Below are 13,159 nucleotides of genomic sequence, written 5' to 3' on the forward strand. Positions count from 1 at the left end.
GTTTGCGCCGGGGCGGGCTTTTGCCGTCAGCGCGAGAGTGCGGCGAGCGAAATCGCCAGCGTGAATGCCTCGAAGTGGGCTGCGCGGCGTTCGGCCGCTTCCCAATCATCGCCCCATTGCTCGACCTGCCAGTCGGCTTCGAGTTCCGCGGCTCTCCAGAGGGCTTGCGGATCGGCTTCGGGACGGATCGCCTCCAGCGCGATGACCAGCGAGGCGGCAAGACTCGAAAGCATCTTGAGCGCGGCGAGTTCGAAATCGCTGCACGCTTCCAGTTCACCGCGCAGGCGGGTCAGCGTTCCGGCCGGCTGGGCCTTGTGCATGATCCCGGAGATACGCGCGAATTCGACGCCGAGGCGTGCCTCTGCCGCCGAAAGCAGGGGTTCCCAGATTTCCAGCTGGCGTTTGTAGAGGTGCTCGTCCGGATCCGCGCGATAGCACAGCGTATCCGTCTCGGCGTAGGGAAGCAGTTCATCGATGACGGTTTCGCGCGCGGGTGCGACGGCGTCGATCGTGAAATCGACGAGGTCGCGGTAATGGAATGACGTAGTGTCGATGGTCTCGCCCTGTCTGGCCCATTCGGCGGCCAGCGCTTCGGCGAGGGCCTGGGCCGGGACGATCTGCGGGCGCCGCCCGGCGGTTCGGATGGGGCGGCCGTCAAGGGTTGCCCGCCAGCCGCCGTCGATCGCTTCAGTGGCGGCGTGCTTGTAGAATCGCTTCATTTCGGTGTGCGCCACTTTCGCGTGAGAAGGAGCGGTAGGATGAGCGTGTCGACCAGCCCGAAGACGAGCAGCAGGTAGCCGACCCACTTGCCGCCCGATCCCAACTCCTCGGTCCAGATGCGGCCAGTGGCGACCAGCATGCCCAGCACCACGAACATTACGCCGCCCATGCGAACCACGTTGATGATGAAGAATCGGGCTTTCGCAGGATCGTGCGGGGTGGGAAGGTTGGTCATGCGGTGAGGTGCTGCAGCAACTGCCGAGGGGTTTCCATCACGGCCTCGGCGCCGGCCTCGATCAGTTCGCGGGGGTGATGATAGCCCCAGTCGACACCGACGGCGCGGACGTGAGCCGTTGCCGCCATCTGCATGTCGTAGGCGGTGTCGCCGATCATCACCGCATCCGTCGCTTGCGCGCCCGCTTCGAGCAGTGCCTGCTCCAGCATCGCCGGATGCGGTTTGGAGGGGTGGCGGTCGGCGGTCTGGAGCGTCACGAAGAGGTCGGCGATGCCGTTGGCCTCAAGGCAGAAGCCGAGCCCCCGGTCGGACATGCCGGTGGCTACGCCCAGCGTCCAACCGGCGGCATGGAGGCCGCGCAGGGTATCCTCGATCCCGGGAAACAGCGGCTGCGCCACGCGGCCCTGTTCGCGCGCGGTGCGGAACGAGAGCTTGTAGGCCTCGGCCATGGCGTGTTGCTGGTCAGCGTCCGACTCGGGCAGAAGCTGGCGTATGGACTGCGGCAGCGACAGTCCGACCGCCCGCCGGATCGCTCCGCGTGTCGGCGCAGGCAGCGAGAAGGCGGCGAAGGCCGCCTCCATCGCTTCACAGATCGGCGCCTGCCCGTCCACCAGCGTGCCGTCGCAGTCGAAGACGGCGAGTTTCACCGGCTGCGGCCTCGCGGTGCGCCGCCGCCGGAGCGTGCCCCGGCGCCGCCCGGCTTCGGACCGGACTTCGCACCGGGCCTGCCGCCCGGCTTTGCGCCCGCTTTGGCGCCGGGCTTGGCGAACGTCTTCCCGCCCGGCTTGCCCAAAGGCTTGCCGGCCGCCTTGCTGCCGGGCCGCGCCGAGGGCTTACCCGTGCGGTTCTGGCCGGACGACGGACCTTCGGCGCGCTTGCGGCGCTCGCCCCGGCGTTCCTTGCGGTATTCCTTGGCGTGCTGCTTGGCGGCCTTCTTCTGGTCTTCCTTGGTGAACTCGGCTGGAGCCTCGATCTCGGTGTCGCCTTCCGATTCGACGAAACCCAGTTGCTCCAGCGAATTGGCGAAGTGCTCAGGGAGAGGGGCGGTGACGTCCAGCGGGGCGCCGTCCGGGTGCTCGATCAAGAGGCGGCGTGCGTGGAGGTGCATCTTGCGGCTGATCGAGCCGGTCAGGAACGCCTCCTGGCCGCCGTACTTTCCATCACCCACGATCGGGTGGCCGATCGCCGCCATGTGGACGCGCAGCTGGTGGGTGCGGCCGGTCAGCGGGTGCAGCTCGACCCAGGCGGCGCGGTTGCCGGCGCGGTCGATCACGCGGTAGCGGGTGCGGGCGGTCTGCCCTTCCTTCTCGTCCACGTGCATCTTCTCGCCGCCGGTGCCCGGCTGCTTGGCGAGAGGCAGTTCGATCATGCCGTCGTTGATGCTCGGCACGCCGACCACCAGCGCCCAGTAGATCTTCTTGGCGGTCCTCCCTGAGAACCGCTTGGAGAAGAACGCCGCGCTGCCCGGCGTGCGGGCGATCAGCAGGACGCCCGAGGTGTCCTTGTCGAGTCGGTGGACGAGGCGCGGGCGCGGTCCCTTCTCGACATAGGCGTCGAGCAGGCCGTCGACGTGCTCCTTCATGCCCGAGCCGCCCTGCGTGGCGAGGCCCGGCGGCTTGTTGAGCACGATCGCGGCGCGGTCCTGCGTCAGCACCATCGAGTCGGCGAGTTCGATCTCGGCCTCGGTCAGTTCGCGGCGGGGGCGTTCGCCGCTCGCCGAAGCCTTCTGCTCGCCGCCGGGCGGCACGCGCAGGGTCTGGCCCGCTTCCAGCCGGGTGTCGACGTCGGCGCGCTTGCCGTCGACGCGAATCTGGCCGGTGCGCGCCCAGCGCGAGACCATCGCGAAGCCCACCTTGGGCAAGTGCCGCTTGAACCAGCGGTCGAGGCGGACGCCGTCGTCATCCTGACCGACGGTGAATTGACGGACGATATCGATATTGCTCATGCCACGCTCCGCATAACAAAAAGGCCGAGGAACAGGCCGCCGAATCCGGCGAGCAGTGACAGGGCGGTATAAAAGGCAGCGGTGGCGATCTCGCCCCGCTGGATCAAGGTGGCGAAATCGAGGCTCATCGACGAGAACGTCGTGAAGCCGCCGAGCACGCCCACGGTGACGAACAGGCGGGTGCCTTCGCCGGTATTGCCATGACGGGCGAACCAGCCGGTCACCAGTCCCATCAGCAGGCTTCCCACGACATTGACGGTGAGGGTGCCATAAGGAAAGACGCCCGCGCGCACCGGGCCGAGCGCAGCGGTCCAGCCGCGCCCGACGAGGAAGCGCAGCCACGAGCCGAACGCGCCGCCGAGGGCCACATAGAGAGAGGCCAGTATAAAGGAAGGTTGGGGCATGGCGCCGCCTTAGCCGCGAATCGCCGGAATTCCAATCCGCCCTACCAGAGCCGCTGCACTGCAAATCCGTCGAACAGCGCTTCGTTGGAAATGAGCACCATGTCTTCGGCCTGCGCCTGTGCAATCAGCAGGCGGTCGAACGGGTCCTTGTGCGCGATGTTCATCTGCCCGGCGAGGCGGGCATGCGTGATGCTGATCGCCAGTTCGTCGAACCCTTGCGCCGCGATGATGCTTTCGAAATCCCGCGCGAGCATGGCCGCGCCGTCCAGCTTGCCGATCCGGTGCTTGGTGGCGACCTCCATTGCGGAAGCCGCACTGACGGCGACAGTGTTGGCGGTGTCGGCGATCGCTTCACGGGCGCGAACCGAAAGATGATCGTCGCCCGCCAGCCACCAGATCAGTGTGTGCGTGTCGAGCAGCAGCTTCAATCGAGGTTCCAGGCGCCGAGTTCATCAGCGGGAAGTGGCTCGAAGAAGGCATCGTCCACGCTGATCGCGCCCTTGAGCGCGCCGAACTTGCGTTCGCCGATCGGATTTATCGGGACCAGACGCACGGCAGGAACGTTGCCGCGTGCGATCACCACTTCTTCGCCCGCCAGCACGCTGACGATCAGGCGGGATAGGTTGGTCTTGGCCTCGTGGACGGAAACCTGAGTCATCGTGATGCTCCTTAGCCAGATATATAGCTAAGGACATGCATTGCGGCAAGCTGCAGGCTTTGCGGGTGATTGGTCTTGTCTTCGAGCCGTCCCTTTGCTAACGGGCCGCTCAATCAGCTGCCTCCGAGTCCGGCGGCGGCCTTTTATTGGCTCTAGATTCGCAGCACGCCGCGCCGAACCGGATGCGTGGCGGCTTCGTCTGTTTTGTGAGGTGTTTCGGTTTATGCAGATTCTCGTCCGCGACAACAACGTCGATCAGGCTCTTCGTGCGCTCAAGAAGAAGCTGCAGCGTGAAGGCGTATATCGTGAGATGAAGCTGCGCCGTCACTTCGAGAAGCCGTCGGAAAAGCGCGCTCGCGAAAAGGCTGCCGCCGTTCGCCGCGCTCGCAAGCTTGAGCGCAAGCGCGCCGAGCGCGACGGCTCCAAGTAAGAGCTTTCCTGCGCTTTGGCGCAGGGCACCTTTAAATCTGGATCAGCGGCTTGAATGCCGCGCCGGGTTGAGCCATGAGGGCGCGGAATCACCATTCCGCGCCCTTTGTGCATCTGCAAGGGATGCCAGCCCGGGCGCTTCAAAAGAATACGAGGGCCACAGACGATGACAGAGATCACCCGCGTTGCGCTGCAGCCGATCGAAAAGGGCGCCGTTTCCAAGATCTGGATCGGTGTCGTCGCGATCGCTCTGGCCTCGGCCGGTGTGGCCTATGCCGCGCTGCCGCCCGCGCCCACCGTCAAGACGCTGGCCGCCGGCACCGGCGCCTCGCCGACGATGGAAGACGTCGTGCTCATCAACTACAAAGGCATGCTGACCGACGGCAAGGTGTTCGACGAAAACAAGAACTACCCCAACCCCGTCGCGCAGTTCGTGCCCGGCTTCTCCAAGGCGCTGATGAAGATGCAGCGCGGTGGCAAGTACGACGTTACGATTCCCGCCGAGCTGGCTTACGGCGCCAACCCGCCCGCCGGTTCGCCGATCCCCGCGAACGCCGACCTCAAGTTCGAAGTCGAGCTGATCGACTACAAGAGCCTTGCCGAAATCCGCCAGCAGCAGCAGATCCTGCAGCAGCTCCAGCAGATGCAGGGCGGCGCGGGTGCTCCGGGCGGCGTTCCGGGTGCGATGCCTCCGGGCGCGGAAGCACCGGCTGCTCCGGCTCCGGCGCAGTGAAGGCAGCGATCGCGGCGCTGCTCCTCGTGGCAGCGCCCTCGGCTGTGTTCGCGCAAGCTGCCCCGAAGCCCGCTGCCCCGGCCGCGACGCCTGCGGCTCCGCAAGTCAAGGTCGAGGCGATCAAGGCCGGCACCGGCGGCAAGCCGCCCGAGCATGGCTACGTGCTCATCAACTACAGGGGCATGCTGCAGGACGGCACCGTGTTCGACCAGAACGAACAGATGCCGATGGCGCTGGACGAGGTCGTCCCCGGCTTCGCGCAAGGGTTGCTCCAGATGGAGCGCGGCGGGCGCTATCGCCTGACCATTCCGCCTGAACTGGGCTACGGCGCGCAGGCATCCGGCCCGATCCCGGCGAATTCCACGCTGGTCTTCGAGATCGACCTGCTCGACTTCAAGACGCCTGAGGAAATCCAGGCGATGATGGCGCAGATGCAGGCGCAGGCGGCCCAGCAGCAGGGCGAGGCAGCCAAGCCCGCGCAGTGACACGTCGCTCGTCATTGCGAGCGTAGCGAAGCAATCCAGGGCGGTGCCGTTGCTCTGGATCGCCACGGCCCTTCGGGCCTCGCGATGACGAAGGTGGGGCAGGGAACTTGAAGCCGCGCCGCCCCGCTGCTAGCGCACCGCTATCGAATTTCCGCCCGCCGTGCTTCCATGCGCGGCGGGCTCAACCGTAAAGGGAAAGCCATGTCGGTCGATACCGCAACCGTGGCGAAGATCGCCAGCCTCGCGCGCATCAAGGTGAGCGAGCAGGAACTCGAGGCCATGGTGCCCGAACTGAACGGCATCCTCGCCTGGGTGGAGCAACTCGGGCAGGTCGACACCGACGGTGTCGAGCCGATGACCGCCGTGATCCCCAACACCCTGCGCCTGCGCGACGACGTGATCGACGCCGACCCGCTGACCGGCGGCGACAAGCGCGACGCGGTGCTGGCCAATGCGCCCGCCGCGCAGCACGGCTTCTTCGGCGTGCCCAAGGTGATCGAATAAGCCTTTGGATTATCCCGATCCTTCGACAAGCTCAGGATGAGCGGAGTTGGGGGAGAGGGACTTTGAATCTATCCCCGCTCATGCTGAGCTTGTCGAAGCAAGCACGGGCAGCACACAAAATCTGGAATGCAGCATGACTGACATTACCGACCTTGGCGTAGCCGCCATCCGCGACGGCGTCGCCGCCGGAACTTTCTCCGCCGTCGAAGTGGCCGAGGCGTTCAACGCCAACGTCGCGGCGGCGCAGGACGCGCTGAACGCCTTCATCGTCGCCACCCCCGACCACGCGATCGCCGCCGCGAAGACCATCGACGCCAGGCGCGCCGCCGGCGAAGCGCTGGGTCCGATGGGCGGCGTGCCGATCGGCATGAAGGACCTGTTCGCCACCACTGGCGTCCAGACCACCGCGGCCAGCCACATCCTCGAAGGCTTCGTGCCGCAGTACGAATCGACCGTCTCGCAGAAGCTGTGGGATGCGGGTGCGGGCTTGCTGGGCAAGCTCAACCTCGATCAGTTCGCGATGGGCTCCTCGAACGAGAGCAGCCATTTCGGCTCGGTCGTGTCGCCCTGGCGTCGCCCCGGCAGCAATGCGCCGCTGACGGCGGGCGGTTCCTCGGGCGGCTCCTCGGCGGCGATCGCGGCACGCCTTGTGCCTGCCGCCACCGGCACGGACACCGGCGGCTCGATCCGCCAGCCCGCCGCCTACACCGGCACCACGGGCATCAAGCCGACTTACGGGCGCTGCTCGCGCTGGGGCGTGGTGGCCTATGCCAGCTCGCTCGATCAGGCGGGCGGGATGGCCCGCGACGTCACCGACTGCGCGATCCTGCTGGAAAGCATGGCCGGGTTCGACCCCAAGGACGCGACCAGCCTGAACCTGCCGGTGCCGGACTGGACCGCCGCGCTCTCGGGCGACCTCAAGGGCAAGAAGGTCGGCATCCCGAAGGAATACCGCGTCGAGGGCATGCCTGCCGAGATCGAGGCGATCTGGGAGCAGGGGATCGCCTGGCTCAAGGACGCCGGCGCCGACGTGGTCGAAGTCTCGCTGCCGCACACGCAGTACGCGCTGGCGACCTACTACATCATCGCGCCTGCAGAAGCCTCGTCCAACCTCGCGCGCTATGACGGCGTGCGCTATGGCCTGCGCGACCTGCCCGATGGTGCTGGCCTGCAGGACATGTACGCCGCCACCCGCGCCGACGGCTTCGGGGCGGAGGTCAAGCGCCGCATCCTGATCGGCACTTACGTGCTGTCGGCGGGCTTCTACGACGCCTATTATACCAAGGCGCAGAAGGTGCGCGCGCTGATCTCGCAGGACTTCACGAAGGCGTTCGAGCAGGTCGACGTCCTCCTGACCCCGACCGCGCCGAGCGCTGCCTTTGCCCTTGGCGAAAGCAACGAAGACCCGATCGCGATGTACCTCAACGACGTGTTCACGGTCCCGGCCTCGCTGGCGGGCCTGCCTGCCATGTCGGTGCCGGCCGGCCTCGACGCGCAGGGGCTGCCGCTGGGTCTCCAGATCATCGGCCGCCCGCTGGACGAGCAGGGCGTGCTGAACGCAGGACTGGCCATCGAAGGCCGCGCGGCGTTTGCGGCGAAGCCGGACAAGTGGTGGTAAGCTGGTTCGAACTGGTCGTCTCAGCCCTTGAAGGGCTGGACGACCTGTTCGTGCGGCCCTCGCGCGAAAAGGCCGCGCGGCGGCGTGAGGCGCCTGCGAAGGCGGACGCGCCGCCCCGCTCGCGCCATGGGGTCCTACGTCCGAAACGGAGGCATCGGCCCAGTCGCTGCGTTGACGGTAATGCGGGCGAGAGGTAATACTTCCGCCGTGAAGTTCGAGTCCAACATGACGGTCAAGGGCCAGGTCACGGTGCCCAAGGACATCCGCGATGCGCTGGGCCTCAAGCCCGGTCAGGCGGTGGCGTTCGAGTTGGACGGTGACGGCAATGCCCGTATCATCCGTGCCGACGATCCGGCGCGGATCGAAGCGCGCAAGGAAGCATTTCTGGGCCGCCTGCAAGAAACGCGAGCGAAATTTGCGGGCAAGGCGCTGGAGCCGGACATGGACGGGCTCGAATACCAGCGCATGATGCGCGGCGACGGGCCGGAAGTGTGATCTTCGATTCGAATGTCGTCATCGACATGCTTGGCAACCGCGCTCCCGACTATTTCCACCAGCGGATCGCCGATCTGGGCGCGGCAAGCGACCTGTTCGTCAACGAGATCATCTTCGCCGAGATTTCCGGCAATTACGGTTCCGCGCAGGACGTTGCCGACCTGTTCGAAGGATTCGGTCTGAAAATCGTGCGGCTGTCGCTGCCCGATTGCCACCGGGCCGGAATGGCATACAGGCAATACCGGCGCAACGGCGGCGTCCGCACCAGCATCCTGCCCGATTTCCTGATCGGCGCGCAGGCGGCGAACCGGGGCTGGCCTATTGTCACGCGGGACCGTAAGGGGTTCGCGACGTATTTTCCCGAGGTCGACTTGATCGACCCGTACATCGACACAAGTAAGGCTTGAGATGTCCACTTCCACCTATCGCATCCAGGGCGCCACCGGGGACTGGGAGGTCGTGATCGGCCTCGAAGTCCATGCGCAGGTCACGTCCAATTCCAAGCTGTTCTCCGGCTCGGCGACGGCGTTCGGCGCGGAGCCGAACACGCAGGTCTCGCTGATCGATGCGGCGATGCCGGGCATGCTGCCGGTGCCGAACGGTGAGTGCATCCGTCAGGCGGTGCGCACCGGCATGGCGATCGACGCGCAGATCAACAAGTGGTCGCGCTTCGATCGGAAGAACTACTTCTATGCCGATCTTCCGCAGGGCTACCAGATCAGCCAGCTCTACCACCCGCTCGTCGGCGAAGGCTCGCTGACGATCGAGGCGGACGAGAAGGCGGGTATCCCCGAGGACAAGATCATCGGCATCGAGCGCATCCACGTCGAGCAGGATGCGGGCAAGCTGATGCACGATCAGCACCCGACGATGTCCTACGTCGACCTCAATCGTTCGGGCGTGGCGCTGATGGAGATCGTCAGCCGTCCGGACATGCGCTCACCCGCAGAGGCCGGCGCCTATGTCGCCAAGCTGCGCACGATCCTGCGCTATGTCGGCTCGTGCGACGGCAACATGGACCAGGGCTCGATGCGCTGCGACGTCAACGTCTCGGTCCGCAAGCCGGGTGACGAGTTCGGCACTCGCACCGAGACCAAGAACGTCAACTCGGTGCGCTTCGTCATGCAGACGATCGAGCACGAGGCGAACCGCCAGGTCGACGTGATCGAGGGCGGCGGCAAGATCGTGCAGGAAACCCGCCTGTTCGACCCGAACAGCGGCACCACCCGCTCGATGCGCTCGAAGGAAGACGCGCACGACTATCGCTACTTCCCCGATCCCGACCTGCTGCCGCTGGAACTGGACGATGCGTTCCTGGAGGCGTGCCGCGCCTCGCTGCCCGAACTGCCGGACGCCAAGCGTGCGCGCTATGAAGGCGAACTGGGGCTGTCGGCCTACAATGCCGCGGTGCTGACCACCGACGTTGACACGTTCCAGTGGTTCGAGGCGCTGCTGGCCGAGACCGCTTCGGCGCAGGGCAAGGCGCCCGCCGAAGTCGCCAAGCAGGCAGCGAACTGGCTGATCTCGGAGTTCTTCGGCGCGCTCAACAAGCTGGGCAAGAGCCTCGAGGATTCGCCGGTCAGCCATGCGCAGGCCGCCGAACTGCTGGCGCTGGTCGGCAAGGGTACGATCTCGGGCTCGATCGCCAAGCAGGTGCTGGAGATCATGCTGGAGACCGGCGACGGCGCCGAAGCCATCGTCGAGCGCGAGGGGCTCAAGCAGGAATCGGACACCGGCGCCATCGAGGGCAAGGTGGACGAGATCCTCGCCGCCAACGCCGACAAGGTTGCGCAGTACCGTGACGGCAAGGTCGCGCTGTTCGGCTTCTTCGTCGGCCAGACGATGAAGGCGATGCAGGGCAAGGCCAACCCGCAGGTCGTCAACGAGATACTGAAAGCCAAGCTGGGCTGACGCTTAACAAGCCTCACGAAAAAGCCGCCGCGCCGTTTCTTCGGTCCGGCGGCTTTTTTGTGCCCGCTGTGCAACTCTTGTTGTCCCGGGAAAGGACTGTTCGCAATAATCCGCTTGTATTCGCAATTTGGGGTGCTATCGATTGCGCGAAGACCGGGGGGGTCTTTCCAACAATTTCGCGCTGACGTGCTCAAGGGGCATCGTTCGCGCGTTCGGCGAGGCGGGGCATCTGGCTCCGTGCGCTGCACGAGCTCACCTGGGGGGGTGAGGGGGCCCGGCATTGCGCCACAGTGGAGCGCGCGGTGTCGGGCCTTTGCAGTTTTCCGGAAGTATTCGCATCTATCTTCGTCATCCCCGCGAAGGCGGGATCGGTTTGCACATACGGCAATGCCCGCTGGCGAGTGCGGGCCTTACGCCGGGGGAAATCAACGCAACCGAGAGTGAACATCGGGTCGGCGTCGGGAGCGTCCAAGTCGGGACGCGGGGTTTTGTTTTCCACCTGCTCTGGCGAGCGGCCGGGTAGCGGTGGTCAGCCCGGCTCGACCTGTATTCCATCGAAGTGTCCCATGTGGCCGTCTGTTAGGGCTCGCAGCGTTATCAGCCGATGGCTATCCGGGATGGTCGTCCCAAGTCCTGCCATGTGTCGCAGGAACGTATGGACGGCTTTTCCAGTAGCTCGGGGGCACTTCGGGCCTTCGTTGGGCGCGTGGTTTGCGTAGCTACGGCTTAAAACCGCATCCCGGCCCACGACGCCGACCCGATACACCGGAGCGACGTGTACCTCGTCACTCCGGATGCTGGGGCATATAACCCATGTGGTTATAAATGTCAATGAAGCACATACGCAGCCTCATCATCCCGGACTTGATCCGGGACGACGGGCCGTGCTTGAGGCAACAGGTGGCTTTGGAATGCCCTGAGGCGAAGGCGCGCCTAAAGATTTGCCCACGGTCCCGGATCAAGTCCGGGATGACGGGGGTGTGCGTCGCTGCGGATGTCAGGCCGTTCGGCGCAGCAGGTGCAGTCTCGCCTTGCCGACATCACGCGTGGCGTCGGCTTCGAAGCCCTTGATGGCCACGTTTTCGCCTTTGCCGGTCTCCAGGCTCACCCACGTCCCTTCGCCGATCCAGCCGAGCCGCGCCAGCTTGTCCACCGCCACCTGACCCGCGCCGGTATCGTAAGGCGGGTCGAGCAGCACGAGGTCGAGCGGCTCCTTTGCGGTCCCCAGCGACATCACCGAGGAGGCGCGCACGTCGCTGCGCGGCTGCGCCTGCAGGTTGGCGATGTTCTTGCGAATCGCCCGGATCGCGCCTGCATCCTGATCGACGAACAGGCAATGCGCCGCCCCGCGCGACAGGGCCTCCAGCCCCAGCGCGCCCGAGCCGGCGAAGAGATCCGCCACTTTCAGCCCCTCGAAATCGCCGAGGCGGCTGACCAGCATCGAGAACAGCGTCTCGCGCGTGCGGTCGGCGGTGGGGCGGGTGGTGTCGCCCTCGGGCGCGGCCAGCTTGCGGCCGCGCCATTCGCCCGCGATAATCCGCAGGTTTCCGCTCATGCCTGCGTTCTCGTGGGATTCTGGCTCGGCAGGCTCTTGCGGAAGTTCTCGAGGTCGCGCTGCGAGACCTCGCCCGCCGTGCCCTTGGGCATGTCGCCGAGGCGGAAGGGACCGTAGGCGGTGCGCAGCAGGCGGCTGACCTGCAGGCCGAGCGCTTCGAGCACGCGGCGCACTTCGCGGTTCTTGCCTTCGGTCAGCGTCATCTCGATCCACTGGTTGCGCCCGGTTCGGCGCTCCATGTTGGCGTCGATGCGGCCGTAGATCACGCCGTCGACCTCGATGCCTTCCATCAGCTGTTCGAGCTGTTCCTGCGTGATGTCGCCAAAAGTACGCGCGCGGTAGGTGCGCGGCACGCCGGTGGCGGGCAGTTCGAGCTGGCGCTTGAACTCGCCGTCGTTGGTCAGCAGCAGCAGTCCCTCGGTGTTGAGATCGAGGCGGCCGATCGGCATCACGCGGCCGGTGCCTTCGGGCAGGGCGTTGCGCAGCGCGGTGTAGATCGTCGGGCGACCGGCGGGATCGCGCTCGGCGGTGATGAGGCCCGACGGCTTGTGGAACAGGAACAGGCGGGTGCCTTCGGCTTCCGCGATCGGATTGCCGTCCACCGCGACGCCGCGCAAGGATGTGAGCACGGTCGAGGGCGTTTCGATCACCACGTCGTCCAGCGTGACGCGGCCTTCGATGATCAGCCGCTCGACCTCGCGGCGGCTGGCGACGCCCGCGCGGGCGAGCAGCTTCGCGACGCGCTCGCCTTCGCGGGCAGGCAGCGAGGGGTCCTTGGGCGTCGGCGCGGCAGCGCGCGGGGCGGCGCCGGGCTTGAGGTTGGGGCGGGGGCCGGTCGGGCGGGCAGGGCGTGGGCCGCGATCCGAGCCGAATGCGCGATCGTCGCGGCGCGGACGATAGCCGCGTTCGCCGTCGCGGGAATCGGAGCGGGCGCCATCACGTGCAGGTCCGCTGCGATAGGTCGCATCGCGCGATCCGCCGCCTTGCGCACGCTCTGAACGCGGCGCGCCGTCGCGCCCCGGACCACTGCGGTAGGAACCGCCACGCGGGGTATCCTCACGCGGACGATCGCCACGCGGGGCGCCGGTACGGGCGCTATCGCGGGCAGCGGCATCGCGCGGACCAGCATCGCGGGAGGCGCCGTCACGCCCACCGTCTCTGGAGCCACGGCGCGGGAATTCATTGCGGAAGTCCTCGCGGCTGCCGATACGGGGGGCTTCACGGCGCCCGCGTCCGCCGCGCGGAGCGTCGCCGCGGGGCGCGTCGTGACCGTCATCGCGGCCGGTGCGGCCACGTGCACTGCCACTTCCGGCGTTGTAGCGGGGGCCGCCATCACGCGATGCACCGCCCCGCGAAGAGCCGCCACGCGGAGCTCCACCGAACGAGGAACCGGAATCGCGACCACGGCCGGAGCCGCCTGATCTGCCGCCTGAAGACTTGCTGGGAGGTTTGGACATGCGTGGCCCA

The 13,159-nt window shown here is 66.6% G+C and carries 17 protein-coding genes; 8 read left to right on the forward strand and 9 right to left on the reverse strand.

Features of this window, described 5'->3' with window-relative positions:
• Window positions 1-26: 26 nt before the first annotated feature.
• The 7 genes from V2S85_RS13065 to V2S85_RS13095 are packed head-to-tail and all read right to left on the reverse strand — an operon-like array spanning window position 27 to window position 3,962.
• Window positions 27-719 carry an ATP12 family chaperone protein gene (locus tag V2S85_RS13065; protein WP_330703292.1) on the reverse strand — a complete coding sequence of 231 codons (693 nt, stop codon included), beginning with the start codon at window positions 717-719 and terminating at the stop codon, window positions 27-29.
• Window positions 716-955 (reverse strand): hypothetical protein, encoded by a 240-nt coding sequence (locus V2S85_RS13070; RefSeq protein ID WP_330703293.1) that lies wholly within the window; start codon window positions 953-955, stop codon window positions 716-718. The genes V2S85_RS13065 and V2S85_RS13070 overlap by 4 nt, the downstream gene beginning before the upstream one ends.
• On the reverse strand, window positions 952-1,602 hold the full coding sequence (locus V2S85_RS13075; protein WP_330703294.1) for an HAD-IA family hydrolase: 651 nt from the start codon (window positions 1,600-1,602) through the stop codon (window positions 952-954). The genes V2S85_RS13070 and V2S85_RS13075 overlap by 4 nt, the downstream gene beginning before the upstream one ends.
• The gene (locus tag V2S85_RS13080) at window positions 1,599-2,900 is read right to left on the reverse strand and encodes an RluA family pseudouridine synthase (RefSeq protein WP_330703295.1); all 1,302 of its coding nucleotides are present in this window, start codon (window positions 2,898-2,900) and stop codon (window positions 1,599-1,601) included. Before V2S85_RS13080 ends, V2S85_RS13075 begins: the two co-directional genes overlap by 4 nt.
• The gene (gene crcB, locus V2S85_RS13085; protein WP_008832568.1) at window positions 2,897-3,304 is read right to left on the reverse strand and encodes a fluoride efflux transporter CrcB; all 408 of its coding nucleotides are present in this window, start codon (window positions 3,302-3,304) and stop codon (window positions 2,897-2,899) included. The genes V2S85_RS13080 and crcB overlap by 4 nt, the downstream gene beginning before the upstream one ends.
• A 41-nt stretch (window positions 3,305-3,345) precedes the next feature.
• The gene (locus tag V2S85_RS13090; RefSeq protein ID WP_330703296.1) at window positions 3,346-3,732 is read right to left on the reverse strand and encodes a type II toxin-antitoxin system VapC family toxin; all 387 of its coding nucleotides are present in this window, start codon (window positions 3,730-3,732) and stop codon (window positions 3,346-3,348) included.
• Window positions 3,729-3,962 (reverse strand): type II toxin-antitoxin system Phd/YefM family antitoxin, encoded by a 234-nt coding sequence (locus V2S85_RS13095; RefSeq protein ID WP_008832566.1) that lies wholly within the window; start codon window positions 3,960-3,962, stop codon window positions 3,729-3,731. The genes V2S85_RS13090 and V2S85_RS13095 overlap by 4 nt, the downstream gene beginning before the upstream one ends.
• A gap of 223 nt (window positions 3,963-4,185) precedes the next feature.
• Between V2S85_RS13095 and rpsU the strand changes: the two genes are divergently transcribed.
• The 8 genes from rpsU to gatB all read left to right on the forward strand — a co-directional run bounded on the left by rpsU (window position 4,186) and on the right by gatB (window position 10,137).
• Window positions 4,186-4,392: a 30S ribosomal protein S21 gene (gene rpsU, locus V2S85_RS13100; protein ID WP_008832565.1), complete on the forward strand. Its 207-nt coding sequence runs from the start codon at window positions 4,186-4,188 to the stop codon at window positions 4,390-4,392.
• Window positions 4,393-4,557: 165 nt separating this feature from the next.
• Window positions 4,558-5,124 (forward strand): FKBP-type peptidyl-prolyl cis-trans isomerase, encoded by a 567-nt coding sequence (locus V2S85_RS13105; RefSeq protein ID WP_330703297.1) that lies wholly within the window; start codon window positions 4,558-4,560, stop codon window positions 5,122-5,124.
• The gene (locus V2S85_RS13110; protein ID WP_330703298.1) at window positions 5,121-5,609 is read left to right on the forward strand and encodes an FKBP-type peptidyl-prolyl cis-trans isomerase; all 489 of its coding nucleotides are present in this window, start codon (window positions 5,121-5,123) and stop codon (window positions 5,607-5,609) included. Before V2S85_RS13105 ends, V2S85_RS13110 begins: the two co-directional genes overlap by 4 nt.
• Before the next feature lie 201 nt (window positions 5,610-5,810).
• On the forward strand, window positions 5,811-6,113 hold the full coding sequence (gene gatC / locus V2S85_RS13115) for an Asp-tRNA(Asn)/Glu-tRNA(Gln) amidotransferase subunit GatC (RefSeq protein ID WP_008832562.1): 303 nt from the start codon (window positions 5,811-5,813) through the stop codon (window positions 6,111-6,113).
• A 133-nt stretch (window positions 6,114-6,246) separates the two neighbouring features.
• Window positions 6,247-7,731, forward strand: a complete 1,485-nt coding sequence (gatA, locus tag V2S85_RS13120; protein ID WP_330703299.1) for an Asp-tRNA(Asn)/Glu-tRNA(Gln) amidotransferase subunit GatA — start codon at window positions 6,247-6,249, stop codon at window positions 7,729-7,731.
• A 207-nt stretch (window positions 7,732-7,938) separates the two neighbouring features.
• Complete coding sequence (locus V2S85_RS13125) at window positions 7,939-8,226, forward strand: AbrB/MazE/SpoVT family DNA-binding domain-containing protein (RefSeq protein WP_330703300.1); 288 nt, start codon at window positions 7,939-7,941, stop codon at window positions 8,224-8,226.
• A gap of 26 nt (window positions 8,227-8,252) precedes the next feature.
• A complete protein-coding gene (locus V2S85_RS13130; protein WP_330703301.1) occupies window positions 8,253-8,633 on the forward strand; it encodes a type II toxin-antitoxin system VapC family toxin in 381 nt (126 codons plus the stop codon).
• Window position 8,634: 1 nt separating this feature from the next.
• The gene (gene gatB, locus V2S85_RS13135; protein ID WP_330703302.1) at window positions 8,635-10,137 is read left to right on the forward strand and encodes an Asp-tRNA(Asn)/Glu-tRNA(Gln) amidotransferase subunit GatB; all 1,503 of its coding nucleotides are present in this window, start codon (window positions 8,635-8,637) and stop codon (window positions 10,135-10,137) included.
• 997 nt (window positions 10,138-11,134) lie between these two features.
• Here gatB and rsmD read toward each other — a convergent pair.
• Both rsmD and V2S85_RS13145 read right to left on the reverse strand, forming a co-directional pair.
• Window positions 11,135-11,692, reverse strand: a complete 558-nt coding sequence (rsmD, locus tag V2S85_RS13140; RefSeq protein ID WP_330703303.1) for a 16S rRNA (guanine(966)-N(2))-methyltransferase RsmD — start codon at window positions 11,690-11,692, stop codon at window positions 11,135-11,137.
• Window positions 11,689-13,149: a pseudouridine synthase gene (locus V2S85_RS13145; RefSeq protein ID WP_330703304.1), complete on the reverse strand. Its 1,461-nt coding sequence runs from the start codon at window positions 13,147-13,149 to the stop codon at window positions 11,689-11,691. The genes rsmD and V2S85_RS13145 overlap by 4 nt, the downstream gene beginning before the upstream one ends.
• Window positions 13,150-13,159 lie beyond the last annotated feature (10 nt).

The organism is Novosphingobium resinovorum (assembly GCF_036352595.1).
Lineage (GTDB): Bacteria > Pseudomonadota > Alphaproteobacteria > Sphingomonadales > Sphingomonadaceae > Novosphingobium > Novosphingobium resinovorum_B.

Excerpts from the sequence above, each read along its gene's own strand:
- V2S85_RS13105 (WP_330703297.1), top strand. The coding sequence starts at position 4,558 with ATGACAGAGATCACCCGCGTTGCGCTGCAGCCGATCGAAAAGGGCGCC.
- crcB (WP_008832568.1), bottom strand. The coding sequence starts at position 3,304 with ATGCCCCAACCTTCCTTTATACTGGCCTCTCTCTATGTGGCCCTCGGC.
- V2S85_RS13130 (WP_330703301.1), top strand. The coding sequence starts at position 8,253 with ATGCTTGGCAACCGCGCTCCCGACTATTTCCACCAGCGGATCGCCGAT.
- V2S85_RS13065 (WP_330703292.1), bottom strand. The coding sequence starts at position 719 with ATGAAGCGATTCTACAAGCACGCCGCCACTGAAGCGATCGACGGCGGC.
- gatC (WP_008832562.1), top strand. The coding sequence starts at position 5,811 with ATGTCGGTCGATACCGCAACCGTGGCGAAGATCGCCAGCCTCGCGCGC.
- V2S85_RS13095 (WP_008832566.1), bottom strand. The coding sequence starts at position 3,962 with ATGACTCAGGTTTCCGTCCACGAGGCCAAGACCAACCTATCCCGCCTG.
- rsmD (WP_330703303.1), bottom strand. The coding sequence starts at position 11,692 with ATGAGCGGAAACCTGCGGATTATCGCGGGCGAATGGCGCGGCCGCAAG.
- rpsU (WP_008832565.1), top strand. The coding sequence starts at position 4,186 with ATGCAGATTCTCGTCCGCGACAACAACGTCGATCAGGCTCTTCGTGCG.
- V2S85_RS13080 (WP_330703295.1), bottom strand. The coding sequence starts at position 2,900 with ATGAGCAATATCGATATCGTCCGTCAATTCACCGTCGGTCAGGATGAC.
- gatB (WP_330703302.1), top strand. The coding sequence starts at position 8,635 with ATGTCCACTTCCACCTATCGCATCCAGGGCGCCACCGGGGACTGGGAG.
- V2S85_RS13070 (WP_330703293.1), bottom strand. The coding sequence starts at position 955 with ATGACCAACCTTCCCACCCCGCACGATCCTGCGAAAGCCCGATTCTTC.
- gatA (WP_330703299.1), top strand. The coding sequence starts at position 6,247 with ATGACTGACATTACCGACCTTGGCGTAGCCGCCATCCGCGACGGCGTC.
- V2S85_RS13145 (WP_330703304.1), bottom strand. The coding sequence starts at position 13,149 with ATGTCCAAACCTCCCAGCAAGTCTTCAGGCGGCAGATCAGGCGGCTCC.